The organism is Pseudomonas fitomaticsae (assembly GCF_021018765.1).
Taxonomy (GTDB): domain Bacteria; phylum Pseudomonadota; class Gammaproteobacteria; order Pseudomonadales; family Pseudomonadaceae; genus Aquipseudomonas; species Aquipseudomonas fitomaticsae.
This window is the reverse complement of sequence record NZ_CP075567.1, coordinates 4,206,119-4,220,729: the sequence shown is the minus strand read 5'-3', so window position 1 is coordinate 4,220,729 and position 14,611 is coordinate 4,206,119. Positions and strand designations below refer to the sequence as shown.

The window sequence follows — 14,611 nt, the reverse complement described above, 5'->3', positions numbered from 1 at the left end:
TTCAAAGAGATTGCGATGAACCTATTGATTGAACGACACGGCCCCGTAGTACAGATCCGCCTCAACCGCCCGCACGCACGAAATGCGCTCGATACATCACTGATGCGCGAAATGCTGGAGACCCTGCAACCGCTGGACAGTGATCCGGGTGTCGGATGTTTCCTCATCACCGGTACCCGGGATTATTTTGCTGCGGGAGCCGACATCAAGGAGATGTACGAAAAGTCCTGCCTGGAAATGATCGAGGAAGACCATTTCGCCGGATGGGATGCGTTTGCCGCTCTGCGCACGCCAAAAGTCGCGGCGGTGGCGGGCTTCGCATTCGGAGGGGGATGCGAATTGGCAATGATGTGCGACGTGATCGTGGCATCTGAGTTCGCGAAGTTCGCATTGCCGGAAATCACTCTGGGGGTGATGCCGGGCATGGGCGGTACACAACGCCTTACCCGGTTGATTGGCCGCGCCAAAGCCATGGACATGATACTGACCGGTCGCACAATGTCCGCCCGTGAGGCCGAGCAGGCAGGGTTGGTGTCGCGGGTGACAGACGCCGATCACTTGTTGAAGCAGGCCATGGACATTGCACAGCGCATCGGCGGATTTCCCCGCACGGCGACACGGGCTGCGCGGGAAGCGGTGGACCGGGCGTCCGAGTCGGGATTGCGCGAAGGCATTCTGTTTGAACGACGCTCGTTTCACGGACTGTTCGCGACACTTGGACAGAAGGAGGGCATGCAGGCGTTTCTGGAAAAACGCGAGCCGCGTTTCGATCAGATTTAACGAGTCTCGATCGGACTCCGACGCCACTGCATGAAAGAAACTACAGTTCAGAGGGAATAATCCTACGAGACGTGCGTCTCATAGCACCTTTCCCTATGGCCGATGGCCCTGGAGTCTTTCATGGTTGATCGCAGCTCACCGCCCGGCGGGCCTCAACGCCCGCCACTGAGTGCCGCGAGCCTGGTGTTGCGTCTTGGCGGTATCGCCGTGGTGGTCGCAGCCCTGGCCGGGGCGTTTGCCTACGTTCATGGTTCATTTGACCCACAACGCCTGACGCCGAAAGCGTTGGTCGATGTGCTGGAAAAGAACAACGGCGTGCATCCCGGCTTTCGCCGCAATCACGCCAAAGGTGTTTGCGTGATCGGACATTTCGAGAGCAGCGGCGAGGCTCGCTCGTATTCTGTCGCGCAAGTGTTCAATGAGCCGCGCACCCCGGTGGTCGGGCGCTTTGCGTTGCCGGCCGGCAGTCCGTATGCGCCGGACAGCGCCGTACCGATCCGCAGTCTGGCGCTGCGTTTCACTCAGGCCAACGGCCAGCAGTGGCGCACCGGGATGAACAGCATGCCGGTGTTCCCGGTCGGCACGCCCGAGGCGTTCTATCAGTTGCAGCAGGCGCAGTCGCCGGATCCTGCCACCGGTAAACCGGATCCGACCAAGGTGCCGGCATTTTTTGCCTCACACCCGGAAGCCGTGCCGTTTCTGACCTGGATAAAAACCGCAAAACCTTCGGCCAGTTACGCGACGGAAACCTACAACAGCGTCAATGCGTTCTACCTGGTGGATGCCAGCGGCAAGAAGCAGGCGGTACGCTGGAGCATGACGCCTCTGGCCCAGGACGCTGCCGGCGCGACTGCGCCCGAAGGTAGCGACTTCCTTGAAAAGGACCTGGTGCAACGCCTGGCCGAAGGGCCGCTGCGCTTTCAGTTGAACATCACCTTGGCCAACGCCGACGATCCGGTGAACGATGCGAGCAAGACCTGGCCCGCCGGTCGCAAGATGTTGAACGCCGGCACCCTGGTGCTGGAAAAGACTCAGCCGCAGCTCAGCGGCGAATGCCGTGATATCAATTACGATCCGCTGGTGCTGCCGGCCGGCATTCAGGGTTCCGACGATCCTTTGCTGGCCGCGCGCTCGGCCGGTTACGCCGATTCCTACCTGCGTCGCACCAGCGAAGTCAGCCAACTGCCAACCGGCAAAAAGGAGGCTCGCCCATGAGCACGCAACGGACTCATTTCAATCCGCTGGCGCGGTTGCTGCACTGGTTGATGGCGTTGATGATCATCGCGATGTTGTTTATCGGCGCCGGCATGGTGACCTCGGTGTCGGCGCGGCATGAATGGCTGATCAATCTGCACAAACCATTGGGCATCGCGATACTCGCTTTGGTGATCGTGCGCATTCTGGTGCGACTGTGCACTCGTCAGCCGCCGCTGCCGGCGGATCTGCCGGGCTGGCAGGTGATGGCGGCCAAGGCCTCTCATCTGTTGTTGTATGCGCTGATGCTGATGTTGCCGCTACTGGGTTGGGCGATGATCAGCGCGGCGGGGGATCCGGTGATGCTCGGCACGTCGCTGCAATTGCCGTCGATCGTGCCGGCGGATGCGCAGGTGTTTGCGTTGCTGCGCAAGGCTCATGGGTATCTGGCGTATCTGTTGTTCCTGACCGTGCTGCTGCACCTGGCGGCGGCGCTGTTCCATGGCTGGGTGCGCCGCGACGAGGTGCTCGACAGCATGCTGCGGGGACGCAATCGCGGTTGATCGTGTGTCAGTCCGACGTGGCGAGGGCGCAAGCAGCCTCGCCACGTTTCGGTGTGGCCGCCGTTCGCCACCAGTACAGCAACGCGACCATGTTGATTGCGGCACCCAGCCAGCAGACGCCCGGCCATCCTGCCCAGGCGTACATGGCCGTCGAGGCGATTGAGCCCAAGGCGCTGCCAATCGAGTAAAACAGCATGTAGCCGGCGGTCAGTCGGCTCTGCGCCTGTGGGCGGACGCTATAGATCATGCTCTGGCTGGTGACGTGCACGGCCTGCAAGCCCAGATCCAGGGTGATGACACCAAGCAGCAGTGCCCACAACGAAGACTGGGTGAGTGCGATCGGCAGCCACGAGCCCAGCATCAGCAGCAGCGACAGGCCGCTGACCCATTGCCCCCATCCTCGATCCGCCAGATGTCCGGCTCTGGCAGCGGCCAGTGCGCCTGCCGCGCCGGCGAGTCCGAACAATCCGATTTCACTGTGGGAAAGCGACAGCGGCGGGGCGGCCAGCGGCAACACCATCGGCGTCCACAGCACCATGGCGCTGGCGAAGGTGAGCAGGGCGAGGATCGCTCGTTGGCGCAGCACCGGTTCCTCACGAAACAGACTGAACACTGAGGCGATCAATGCCACGTAACGGGTAGTCGGCCGTTCTTCCTCATCTTTGGGCAACACCCGAAACAGCAGCGCGGCCATCACCAGCGTCAATCCCGCCGACAGCAGATAGATCGAGCGCCAGCCGGCCAGATCAGCCATGCCGCCCGCCACCGTGCGTGCGAGCAGAATGCCGACCACGATGCCGCTGGTGATCACGCCGACCACCTTTCCGCGTTGTGCCGGGACGGCGAGGGTTGCGGCGTAGGCGACCAGCACCTGGGTGACCACGGCCAGCAGACCGGTCAGGGTGACCCCGATCAGCAGCCAGGCACTGTTCGAGGCCAGAGCAATCATCAGCAAGGCTGCGGCGGACAACAGCGTTTGCGTGACGATCAGCCGCCGGCGGTTGAGCAGGTCGCCGAGGGGCACCAGCAATAAAAGCCCGAGGCCGTAGCCGACCTGGGTCAGCGTCATGACGATGCCGATGCTGCCCGGCGACAGGCCGAAGGCCTCGGCCATCGCATCCAGCAGCGGCTGGGCGTAATACACGTTGCCCACCGCGAGGCCACAAGCGATGGCGAAAAGCAGCACGACACCTTTATCGAGTGTTGCAGTGTTCATGTCCCGGATCCTTTCAGGTTTCAAGTTGAAACTTGATTGACGGTAAGTAATCCAGTTTTGATTTGCAACCTGATTGGGTAAAAGTCAGTGCAAAAAAAAGATCGCAGACAGGCTGCGATCTTTCGTGAAGCGAAAATCAGGGGGCGATCAGCGCAGGGTGTCGACCATGTCCGCGATGGTGGTCAGCACGTCCTTGCCCAGTTGCATGGAACGCTTGCCCGACCAGCCGGTGAGCGGGTTCGGTGCATCATCGTGATCCTTGAACGGCATCTCCAGGGTCAGCGACAGGCAGTCGAACTTCTGGCCGACGCTGTTGCAGGCCAGAGTCATGTTGGCCTGGCCCGGTTCGTCGCGGGTGTAACCGTACTTGGTCTGGAAGTCTTTGGTGGTGTGCTTCAGGTGGCTGCGGAAGTGCTCTTCGAGTTTCTCGATCCGCGGGGTGTAGCCCGGGTTGCCTTCGCAACCGGCAGTGAACACGTGGGGGATTTCTTCGTCACCGTGTACGTCGAGGAACAGATCGACGCCGTACTTTTCCATCTGCTGCTGTACGAAAAGCACTTCCGGGCTGATTTCCTGACTGGCGTTCTGCCAGGCGCGGTTCAGGTCCTGGCCCATGGCGTTGGTGCGCAAGTGACCGTGGAAGGCGCCGTCGGGGTTCATGTTCGGCACCAGGTACAGATCGGCACTTTCCAGCAGTTTGTTCAGCACCGGATCGCCATGATGTTCCAGGCGTTCGATCACGCCTTCCATGAACCACTCGGCCATGTGCTCGCCGGGATGTTGCTGGGCGATGATCCAGATCTTGCGTCGACCTTCGGCGCCAGTGCCTTTGCGCAGCAGCTGGATGTCGCGGCCTTCGACGCTTTTACCGGTGGCCAGCAATTCGGTGCCGGCCTTGGTCAGCGCTTGCTCGATCAGCCAGTCATGACGGCCACGGCTGTAAGGTTCGAAATAGGCGAACCAGGCGTGGGTTTGCTCGGCTTCGAGGCAGAAGCGCAGGCTGTCGCCTTCGAATTGGGTCGGAATACGGAACCAGTTGACGTGGTCGTAGGAAGCGACCGCTTGATAGCCGGTCCAGGCTTTGTTGTAGGAAGACTGGCTGGCGTTGACCAGGCGGAACCAGTGTTCCTGATGGACGTGCAGGCCGCTGGCCTTGAAGTGGAACCACTGGAAATGAGCGCTGCGGGTATCTGGCCGAATTGCCAGAACCGGGTTGAGCGGATTGCTGATGTCGATGACTTGGATGTTGCCGCTGTCGAAGTTGGCGCTGATGTCGAACGAAGATTTGGCCACGGTCATAATCGGTTCCTGAATATGATTTTTATGGCGGCTACTTTACACGCAAGACAGGGGTGAAACCGAGGGAAATTGCGGGTTGTGGCGGGGGGCGTCCTCCATGACGCGGATGCAGCTTAGTGGCTGTGCGATTGATTCTCAAGTGCTAATTGGCATTACTTTGCCCCAATGTGGCCGGGGTCTGCTTGCCAAGCAATATTCTTTTGATATTATCCGCGCCATCGAATTTGCGGCATCCAAAGACTTCATTAGCCTGAAGCCACAAGCCAGAAAACTGGCAAAAAAAAGACCCGGCAAAAAGCCGGGTCAAAAACCGTGATTAGCCTGATGAGGAGATAGTCCAGAAGACCGACCTAAGGTCTCTGGTCCATCGACTGATCTCGCGACCAGCTGCTTGCAATAATAATCATTATCATTTGCAAGTCAAATGTTTTTATCTGCGCGATTGGAAAATTCTTTCCCGTCCGTCCGAACTCCCGTCTTCAGCGAACCGCGCCATCGAGCGAGTGATCAACCATCGCCCGCGCCATGTCCACCATATGCACGACCGAAAACGCCAGATCCCGACTAACGCCCTGCAAGCCGTCCGCCGCCTTGAACGCCGTAGCCGCTGCACATCGCAGCAGATCGGAGGCGTGGACCAGGGATTCTTCGCCACTCAGATTGCTGTTCACGCCGAAAAAGCGCTCATCCACTTCCGGTTCTGACACAGCTGGTTTCAAGTAATAGTCCAACGCCCGTTGCGCAGCGGCGCACCCTTGCGGGGACGTGAAGGTGGTGTCCATTTCCAGGTCGGGCAAGTCTTTGCTGGTGATGTTCATTGTGAAAGGTCACTCCTTGGTCGATTCAAATCCGTGACTCAAGAATAGTACTATCGGTATTTGTGACCAGAATTTAAATACTACAATATGTGTTTTGCCGGCCGCAGGCGTCCACGTATGGTGCCGCACATGGATAAATGGATTGAATTGGTCAAGGCCAAAATGAGTGAACTCAAAGTCACTCAAGTCGAACTCGGCGAACGCGTGGGCATGTCCCAGGGCGGTATCGGCCATTGGCTGAACAAGCGCCGCGAGCCCGGCATCACGCAGATGAACCGCGTGCTGAAGGCGCTGGGCATGGAGTATCTCGAGGTCGCGGTGGTCATTCGTGAACCGCAGACCGATGCGGACGACGAAATGCCCCTGGCACAAAAATACAACCCTTACTTTCGCTATCCGGTCAGCGAGTGGAATGCGCCGGTCGAGGCCCGTGAGAGCCAGCCAGCGTATTCGAGTGCCAAGGACAAGCGACGTTTCGAACTGACGGACTACCACGCCCGTGGCCCGGCGTTCTGGCTCACGGTGACGGGGAATGCGATGACCGCGCCCACCGGGCAGAGCATCGGCGAAGGGATGATGATTCTGGTGGACCCGGCGCTGGAAGCCGAGCCCGGAAAACTGGTGATCGCCCAGTGGCCGGACAGCGACGAGGCGATTTTCCGCAAACTGATCGAAGAGGGCGGCCAGCGTTACCTGGTGCCGCTCAATCCGACCTGGCCGAAAGCCTTGTTGACCGACGAGTGCCGAATTGTCGGTGTCGTGGTTCAGGCAACGGCCAAATACTAGTCAGATCGATCCTCGCCAGGCGTAGGATCGATCCACCTTTCAAGCTTCTTCCAACTCGACCAGCGCGCTGCCTTCACTGACCATTTCGCCTTCCTGGCAATACAGCGCCTTGATCACGCCGGCATGGGGCGCGCGGATGCTGTGCTCCATCTTCATCGCTTCCAGCACCACCAGTTGCGCACCGGCTTCAACCGCTTGCCCGGCCTCCACCAACACCCGCACGATGCTGCCGTTCATCGGTGCCGTCAGACCGCCCTGATGGCTGTGACTGGCTTCGACAGCGCTGATCGGGTCGTACGTTTCAACGCGTCGCAGCTCGCCGTCCCATTGCAGAAACAGAACCTCTCCACGACGAATTGCTCGCAGCTGTCGGCGCAGCCCATCGTGCTCGATCACCAGTTGTTCGCCGACCAGTTTTGCATTGCCGCCAGCACCGAGCGTCAGCGCCCGATCCTGTCCCTCGCAACTCAAATGCAGAGTGATTTCACGAGGCAACCCGGCGCGCAAACCGCTGTGAAGCGCCCAAGGCGAAGCCGGATCATCCGCTCGAGCCATCCCCGGCAGACTCTGCGCAAAAGCCTGCGCTGCCGCCTCCCAGAACTCATCGCTCAGCGCAGCAGGCGCTGGCAGCAGTTGCTCCTGATAGCGCGGAATGAACCCGGTATCCAGCTCCGCCGCCGCGAACGCCGGATGACCGATGATCCGCCGCAGGAAGTTGATGTTGGTCTTCAACCCGCCAATCGCAAACTCATCGAGCATGCTCAGCAACCGCAACCGCGCCTGCTCACGATCCTCGCCCCAGGCAATCAGCTTGCCGAGCATCGGGTCATAGAACGGCGAAATCTCATCGCCTTCCTCAACGCCACTGTCCACACGGCGCCCCGGCCCTGCGGCGGATTCGCGATACAGATCAAGACGTCCGGTCGCCGGCAGGAAATCATTCGACGGGTCTTCCGCATACAACCGCACTTCAATCGCATGCCCGTTCAGCGGCACTTGATCCTGAGTGATCGGCAGCGCTTCGCCACGGGCGACGCGAATCTGCCAGGCCACCAGATCGAGCCCGGTGATGGCTTCGGTGACCGGGTGTTCAACCTGCAACCGCGTGTTCATCTCCATAAAGAAGAACTCACCGCGCGCATCCAGCAAAAACTCCACCGTGCCTGCACCGACGTAACCGATGGCCTGCGCCGAACGCACAGCCGCTTCACCCATGGCCCGGCGCAGCTCCGGGCTCAAACCCGGTGCCGGCGCTTCTTCGACGACCTTCTGGTGCCGACGCTGAATCGAGCAGTCGCGCTCGTTCAGGTACAGGCAATTGCCGTGCTGGTCGGCGAACACCTGGATTTCTACGTGACGCGGCTTGAGCAGGTATTTCTCCACCAGCATCCGCGAATCGCCGAACGATGACTGCGCTTCACGCTGGGCGGAGGCCAACGCTTCAGCCAGTTGGCTGACGTCCTCGACCACTTTCATGCCCTTGCCACCACCGCCGGCAGTGGCCTTGAGCAGCACCGGATAACCGATGCGCTCGCAAGCATCGCGGAAGGTGTCCAGATCCTGAGCTTCGCCGTGATATCCCGGAACCAGCGGCACGCCGGCAGTTTCCATCAAGGCTTTGGCGGCAGATTTGCTGCCCATCGCATCGATGGCCGAGGCCGGCGGGCCGAGGAAGATCAGGCCCGCCGCTTCAATGGCGCGAGCAAAACCAGCGTTCTCCGACAGAAAGCCATACCCCGGATGAATCGCCTGAGCACCGCTGGCCTTGGCCGCTGCGATCAGCTTGTCGATTTGCAGGTAGCTGTCGGCCGCTTTGCTGCCGCCCAGATCGACGCGGATGTCGGCTTCACGGCTGTGCCGCGCCTCGCGGTCGGTGGCGCTGTGCACGGCGACGGTGGTCAGGCCCAGGGCCTTGGCGGTGCGCATGACCCGGCAAGCGATTTCGCCACGGTTGGCCACCAGCAGGGTGGTGAGAACAGGTGCGCTCATCAACGCGGCTCCTTGGTGGTGGTTGCGGCTTGCCAGCTCGGTGGACGCTTCTGCAAAAAGGCCCGCAGACCTTCCTGGCCTTCCGGGCTGACGCGGATGCGGGCGATGGCGTTTTCGGTGTAACGGCGCAGGGCCGGCGTCAGCGCGCCGTTGCCGACTTCACGCAGCAGATCCTTGCTGGCGCGCATGGCGGCGGGGCTGTTGAGCAGCAGGTTGTCGATCCATTGTTCGACTTTCTGTTCAAGCTCGGTCGCCGGATAGCTTTCCGACAACAAACCGATTTCCCGCGCCCGCTGCCCGCCGAAACGCTCGGCCGTCAGCGCATAACGCCGTGCCGCGCGCTCGCCGATGGCTTGCACCACGAACGGGCTGATCACCGCCGGCGCCAGGCCAATGCGCACTTCCGACAGGCAGAACTGCGCGTCATCGGCGCCAATCGCCATGTCGCAGCAACTGATCAGGCCCAGCGCGCCGCCGAACGCCGCGCCTTGCACCACGGCCACGGTCGGGATTTTCAGTTTGGCGAGGTTGTACATCAGCTCCGCCAGTTCCCGGGCATCGTCGAGGTTGGTGTGGTAATCGAGTTCGGCCGATTGCTGCATCCAGGCCAGATCCGCGCCGGCGCTGAAGTGTTTGCCGCGTCCGCGCACCAGCAGGAAACGCAGGCTGGCGTCGCTGGCGACCTTGTCCAGCGCCAGGATCAGTTCGCGGATCATCTCGGCGTTGAACGCGTTGTTCTTTTCTTCGCGGCTGAGCCACAGGGTCGCGAAACCCCGTGGATCGCTGTGCAACTCGAGGGTGTTGAAGTCGCTCATGAGGTTCTCCCGATCACATCCGGAACACGCCGAAGCGGCTCGGTTCGATAGGCGCGTTCAACGACGCGGACAAGGCCAGGGCCAGCACATCGCGGGTCTGCGCCGGGTCGATGACGCCGTCGTCCCACAGCCGTGCGCTGGAGTAGTAGGGGTGTCCCTGCTCTTCGTACTGGTCGAGAATCGGTTGCTTGATCTCGCTTTCCTGCTCGGCGCTGAACGCCTGGCCGCTGCGTTCGGCCTGTTCGCGCTTGACCTGAACCAGCACGCCAGCCGCCTGTTCGGCGCCCATCACGCCGATCCGCGCGTTCGGCCACATCCACAGGAAACGCGGATCGTAGGCCCGCCCGCACATGCCGTAGTTACCGGCGCCGAAGCTGCCGCCGATGATCACGGTGAATTTCGGCACCTTGGCGCACGCCACGGCGGTCACCAGTTTGGCGCCGTGTTTGGCGATGCCGCCGGCCTCGTATTTCTGACCGACCATGAAGCCGGTAATGTTCTGCAGGAACAGCAGCGGGATGCCGCGCTGGCAGGCCAGTTCGATGAAGTGCGCGCCTTTTTGCGCGGCTTCGGCGAACAGGATGCCGTTGTTGGCGAGGATCGCGATCGGGTAACCGTGCAGATGGGCGAAACCGCACACCAGCGTGGTGCCAAACAAGGCTTTGAATTCATCGAACACTGAACCGTCGACCAGCCGCGCAATCACTTCGCGCACATCGAACGGCTGCTTGGCATCTGCCGACACCACGCCGTACAACTCGTCGCTGGCGTACAGCGGCGCAATCGGCGCGCGCTGCTGCACTTCGCCGAGCTTGCGCCAGTTGAGGTTGGCGACGCTGCGGCGGGCGAGGGCGAGGGCATGCTCATCGCTTTCGGCGTAGTGGTCGGCGACTCCGGAGGTCTTGCAATGCACATCGGCCCCGCCGAGGTCTTCGGCGCTGACCACTTCACCGGTCGCGGCTTTCACCAAGGGCGGGCCGGCTAGGAAAATCGTTGCCTGATTGCGCACCATGATCGCTTCGTCAGCCATCGCCGGCACGTAGGCGCCGCCGGCGGTGCAGGAGCCCATGACCACCGCAATCTGCGGAATGCCCATGGCGCTCATGTTGGCCTGATTGAAGAAGATCCGCCCGAAGTGCTCGCGATCCGGGAACACTTCGTCCTGACGCGGCAGGTTGGCGCCGCCCGAGTCCACCAGATAGATGCACGGCAGGCGATTCTGCTGGGCGATGGTCTGGGCGCGCAGGTGTTTCTTCACGGTCAGCGGGTAGTACGAGCCACCTTTCACCGTCGCGTCGTTGGCGACGATCATGCACTCGACGCCTTCCACGCGGCCGATCCCGGCAATCACGCCAGCGGCGGGCACGTCTTCGCCATACACGGCGTGGGCGGCCAACTGGCTGATTTCCAGAAACGGCGAGCCCGGATCGAGCAAGCGGTTGATCCGCTCACGGGGCAGCAGTTTGCCGCGCGAGGTGTGACGTTCCTGAGCTTTCGCGCCGCCGCCCTGAGCCACTTGGGCGAGCAGGGTGTGCAGGGCGTCGACCTGTGTGAGCATCGCCGCGCTATTGGCGGCGAACTCCGCTGAACGGGGGTTGAGCTGGGTATGCAGGATAGCCATGGACAGCTCCGTTTAGCGGGTTTCGTTGAACAGTTCGCGACCGATCAGCATGCGACGGATCTCACTGGTGCCGGCGCCGATTTCGTACAGCTTGGCGTCACGCAGCAGACGACCGGCCGGGAATTCGTTGATGTAGCCGTTGCCGCCGAGAATCTGGATCGCGTCCAGAGCCATTTGTGTGGCGCGTTCGGCGGTGTAGAGGATCACGCCGGCGGCGTCCTTGCGCGTGGTTTCGTTGCGCTCGCAGGCCTGGGCCACGGCGTAGAGGTAGGCGCGGCTGGCGTTGAGCTGGGTGTACATGTCGGCGACTTTGCCCTGGATCAGCTGGAATTCGCCGATGCTCTGGCCGAACTGTTTGCGGTCGTGGATGTACGGCACGATCAGGTCCATGCACGATTGCATGATCCCGGTCGGGCCACCGGACAGCACGACGCGCTCGTAATCGAGGCCGCTCATCAGCACTTTCACGCCGCCGTTGAGCACGCCGAGGATGTTTTCTTCCGGCACTTCGACGTCATCGAAGAACAGCTCGCAGGTGTTGGAACCGCGCATGCCGAGCTTGTCGAACTTGTTGCTGCGGCTGAAGCCTTTCCAGTCGCGCTCGACGATGAATGCGGTGATGCCGTGCGGGCCTTTTTCCAGGTCGGTCTTGGCGTAGATCACGTAGGTGTTGGCGTCGGGGCCGTTGGTGATCCAGGTCTTGCTGCCGTTGAGCACGAAACGGTCGCCGCGTTTATCGGCGCGCAGCTTCATTGAGACCACGTCGGAACCGGCGTTCGGTTCGCTCATCGCCAGAGCACCGACGTGTTCGCCGCTGATCAGCTTCGGCAGATATTTGGATTTCTGTTCGTGATTACCGTTGCGGTTGATCTGGTTCACGCAGAGATTGGAGTGGGCGCCGTAGGACAACGCTACGGAAGCCGAGCCACGGCTGATTTCTTCCATCGCCACCACGTGCGCCAGGTAACCCAGGCCAGCGCCGCCGTACTCTTCCGGCACGGTGATGCCGAGCAGGCCCATGTCACCGAACTTGCGCCACAGATCGGCAGGGAACAGGTTGTCGCTGTCGATCTGCGCGGCACGCGGGGCGATCTCCTTGGCGACAAAGGACTGAACCTGATCGCGCAGCATGTCGATGGTTTCGCCGAGGGCAAAGTTCAGGGATGGGTAGCTCATGGGTCACCTTTTGGCTTTTTTGTAGGGTAGGGAGAAGGGCGTTTCAGTTCTCACCTTTACGTTAACGTAAGCCTGTGACGAATGGCTGTCAATCACCCTTTACGTTAACGTCAACTTGAGCGAGAGTAGAGCCAGTTCTGAATGGTCGGAGCTGCTGTAGCTCCGGTCCAACACCCACTAATAAAGACAATAGGGGTCGTCATGGATCAACCCAGTGCAAACCCGCAGCGCAGCTATACCCGTGGTTCCCAGGACAAAGCCTTGCTGGCGATGACCATCGGGCAGAGGTTCGACGAGACCGTCGCGCAGTACCCGGAAGGCGAGGCGCTGGTGGTGCGTCATCAGCAGCTGCGTTACACCTGGCGGCAACTGGCCGACGCGGTGGACGTGCATGCCAGAGCTCTGCTGGCGTTGGGTTTGCAGGCCGGTGACCGGCTTGGCATCTGGGCACCGAATTGCGCGCAGTGGTGCATCACTCAATTCGCCACCGCGAAGCTCGGCGTGATCCTGGTCAACATCAACCCGGCCTACCGCAGCTCCGAACTCGAATACGTGCTCAAGCAATCCGGTTGCCAATGGCTGGTCTGCGCTGGGTCGTTCAAGAGCTCCAACTATCACGGCATGTTGCAAGGCTTGCTGCCGGAACTGGCCGAGCAATCCATCGGCGAACTGCGCAGCGAGCGCCTGCCGGAGATGCGCGGTCTGATCAGTCTCGATCCGCAGCCGCCTTCGGGTTTTCTCCCGTGGTCGCAACTGGCAGATCTGGCCGCCAGTGTCTCTCCAGAACAATTGCGTGAACGCAGCGACAGCCTGCACTTCGATCAACCGGTCAACATCCAGTACACCTCCGGCACCACCGGTTTCCCCAAGGGCGCGACCCTCAGTCACTACAACATCCTCAACAACGGCTACATGGTCGGCGAAAGCCTCGGCCTGACTGCGGCTGATCGGCTGGTGATCCCGGTGCCGCTGTACCACTGCTTCGGCATGGTCATGGGCAACCTCGGCTGCATCACCCACGGCAGCACCATGATTTATCCCAACGATGCCTTCGATCCGCTGCTGACCCTGAGCACCGTTGCCGAAGAAAAGGCCACCGCGCTGTACGGCGTGCCGACCATGTTCATCGCCATGCTCGATCAGCCGCAGCGTGCCGAGTTCGACCTGTCGACCCTGCGCACCGGAATCATGGCCGGCGCCACTTGCCCGATCGAAGTGATGCGCCGGGTCATCAGCGAAATGCACATGAGTGAAGTGCAGATCGCCTACGGCATGACCGAAACCAGCCCGGTATCGCTACAGACCGGGCCATCGGACGAACTGGAACTGCGCGTCACCACCGTCGGCCGCACCCAGCCACAACTCGAAAGCAAGATCATCGACGAGGCCGGAAATCCGGTGCCACGCGGCATCATCGGCGAACTGTGCACCCGTGGTTACAGCGTGATGCTCGGCTACTGGAACAACCCGAATGCCACCGCCGAAGCCATCGACGCGGCAGGCTGGATGCACACCGGCGACCTGGCGAGCATGAACGACGAGGGTTACGTCTGCATCGCCGGCCGTAACAAGGACATGATCATCCGCGGCGGCGAAAATATTTACCCGCGTGAACTGGAAGAGTTCTTCTTCACTCACCCGGCGGTGGCGGACGTGCAGGTGATCGGCATTCCCTGCTCGCGTTACGGCGAGGAAATCGTCGCGTGGATCAAATTCCATCCCGGCCACAGCGCCACCGAACAAGAGCTGCAAGCGTGGTGCAAGGAGCGCATCGCCCACTTCAAGACGCCGCGATACTTCAAGTTCGTCGAGGAGTTTCCGATGACGGTGACGGGCAAGATCCAGAAATTCCGGATGCGTGAGATCAGTATCGAGGAGTTGCGAGAAAAGCAGGCCTGACAAAGATCGAATGTGGGAGCGGGCTTGCTCGCGGATGCAGTGTGCCATTCACCCAGCATGTTGACTGACCTGACGCATTCGCGAGCAAGCCCGCTCCCACAAGGGGGCGGCGGTGATAACAGGAATCGTAGAAAGCACAAAGGGGAGCCGAAGCTCCCCTTTAATTTTGTCGTCGCGTGCTCTTTTTTATTATTGAGGGGCGGTCTGTTGTTGTTTTTGGCAACCGTGGCCCTTTACCGCTGTTTTTGGCGACCCCCATCCGGGGTCAAGAGCAAACGTATTTTTTTGAGCGCTGATCTGCTTTCTCGTCTAGCGATCCAACCGATTCGGGAGCTACCTGAAGGTAGTTTTATTGTTCTCTGCCCGGTTGCGGGTCATTCCGAGGAATACCCTGAAAAGCACACCTTCTCCAAAAAAATCTGTTAGCTGCGTCTCTGCCGTGTTGTTTTTGTTAT

At 60.9% G+C, this 14,611-nt stretch carries 13 protein-coding genes; 6 read left to right on the top strand and 7 right to left on the bottom strand.

Annotated elements, in window-relative coordinates:
* The first annotated feature begins 15 nt into the window (after nt 1-15).
* The 3 genes from KJY40_RS18950 to KJY40_RS18940 all read left to right on the top strand — a co-directional run bounded on the left by KJY40_RS18950 (nt 16) and on the right by KJY40_RS18940 (nt 2,537).
* The gene (locus KJY40_RS18950) at nt 16-780 is read left to right on the top strand and encodes an enoyl-CoA hydratase-related protein (protein ID WP_230731751.1); all 765 of its coding nucleotides are present in this window, start codon (nt 16-18) and stop codon (nt 778-780) included.
* Nucleotides 781-900: 120 nt separating this feature from the next.
* Nucleotides 901-1,995: a catalase family peroxidase gene (locus tag KJY40_RS18945; RefSeq protein ID WP_230731750.1), complete on the top strand. Its 1,095-nt coding sequence runs from the start codon at nt 901-903 to the stop codon at nt 1,993-1,995.
* Nucleotides 1,992-2,537 (top strand): cytochrome b, encoded by a 546-nt coding sequence (locus KJY40_RS18940; RefSeq protein ID WP_230731748.1) that lies wholly within the window; start codon nt 1,992-1,994, stop codon nt 2,535-2,537. The genes KJY40_RS18945 and KJY40_RS18940 overlap by 4 nt, the downstream gene beginning before the upstream one ends.
* A gap of 7 nt (nt 2,538-2,544) precedes the next feature.
* Here the strand turns inward: KJY40_RS18940 and KJY40_RS18935 are convergent, their stop codons facing one another.
* Nucleotides 2,545-3,753, bottom strand: coding sequence for an MFS transporter (locus tag KJY40_RS18935; protein WP_230731746.1), 1,209 nt, complete (start codon nt 3,751-3,753; stop codon nt 2,545-2,547).
* 147 nt (nt 3,754-3,900) lie between these two features.
* On the bottom strand, nt 3,901-5,052 hold the full coding sequence (locus KJY40_RS18930) for a M14 family metallopeptidase (protein WP_230731739.1): 1,152 nt from the start codon (nt 5,050-5,052) through the stop codon (nt 3,901-3,903).
* 97 nt (nt 5,053-5,149) lie between these two features.
* Here KJY40_RS18930 and KJY40_RS18925 point away from each other — a divergent pair, with 97 nt between their 5' ends.
* A complete protein-coding gene (locus KJY40_RS18925; RefSeq protein ID WP_139834507.1) occupies nt 5,150-5,368 on the top strand; it encodes a hypothetical protein in 219 nt (72 codons plus the stop codon).
* Between the two features lie 163 nt (nt 5,369-5,531).
* Here the strand turns inward: KJY40_RS18925 and KJY40_RS18920 are convergent, their stop codons facing one another.
* The gene (locus tag KJY40_RS18920; RefSeq protein ID WP_230731737.1) at nt 5,532-5,870 is read right to left on the bottom strand and encodes a DUF6124 family protein; all 339 of its coding nucleotides are present in this window, start codon (nt 5,868-5,870) and stop codon (nt 5,532-5,534) included.
* 129 nt (nt 5,871-5,999) lie between these two features.
* Here KJY40_RS18920 and KJY40_RS18915 point away from each other — a divergent pair, with 129 nt between their 5' ends.
* Complete coding sequence (locus tag KJY40_RS18915) at nt 6,000-6,656, top strand: LexA family protein (RefSeq protein ID WP_230731735.1); 657 nt, start codon at nt 6,000-6,002, stop codon at nt 6,654-6,656.
* A gap of 39 nt (nt 6,657-6,695) precedes the next feature.
* On the opposite strand, the gene KJY40_RS18910 is transcribed toward KJY40_RS18915, so the two are convergent.
* Genes KJY40_RS18910 through KJY40_RS18895 form a run of 4 tightly spaced genes read right to left on the bottom strand, consistent with a single transcriptional unit; the run spans nt 6,696 to nt 12,257 of the window.
* Nucleotides 6,696-8,645, bottom strand: coding sequence for an acetyl/propionyl/methylcrotonyl-CoA carboxylase subunit alpha (locus KJY40_RS18910; protein ID WP_230731734.1), 1,950 nt, complete (start codon nt 8,643-8,645; stop codon nt 6,696-6,698).
* A complete protein-coding gene (locus KJY40_RS18905) occupies nt 8,645-9,460 on the bottom strand; it encodes a gamma-carboxygeranoyl-CoA hydratase (RefSeq protein ID WP_085745947.1) in 816 nt (271 codons plus the stop codon). The genes KJY40_RS18910 and KJY40_RS18905 overlap by 1 nt, the downstream gene beginning before the upstream one ends.
* A 13-nt stretch (nt 9,461-9,473) precedes the next feature.
* Nucleotides 9,474-11,081 carry a carboxyl transferase domain-containing protein gene (locus KJY40_RS18900; RefSeq protein ID WP_230731732.1) on the bottom strand — a complete coding sequence of 536 codons (1,608 nt, stop codon included), beginning with the start codon at nt 11,079-11,081 and terminating at the stop codon, nt 9,474-9,476.
* Nucleotides 11,082-11,093: 12 nt separating this feature from the next.
* Nucleotides 11,094-12,257, bottom strand: a complete 1,164-nt coding sequence (locus KJY40_RS18895; RefSeq protein ID WP_085712435.1) for an isovaleryl-CoA dehydrogenase — start codon at nt 12,255-12,257, stop codon at nt 11,094-11,096.
* A gap of 201 nt (nt 12,258-12,458) precedes the next feature.
* On the opposite strand from KJY40_RS18895, the gene KJY40_RS18890 reads away from it, so the two are divergent.
* Complete coding sequence (locus KJY40_RS18890) at nt 12,459-14,156, top strand: AMP-binding protein (RefSeq protein WP_230731730.1); 1,698 nt, start codon at nt 12,459-12,461, stop codon at nt 14,154-14,156.
* The last annotated feature ends 455 nt before the right edge of the window (nt 14,157-14,611 follow it).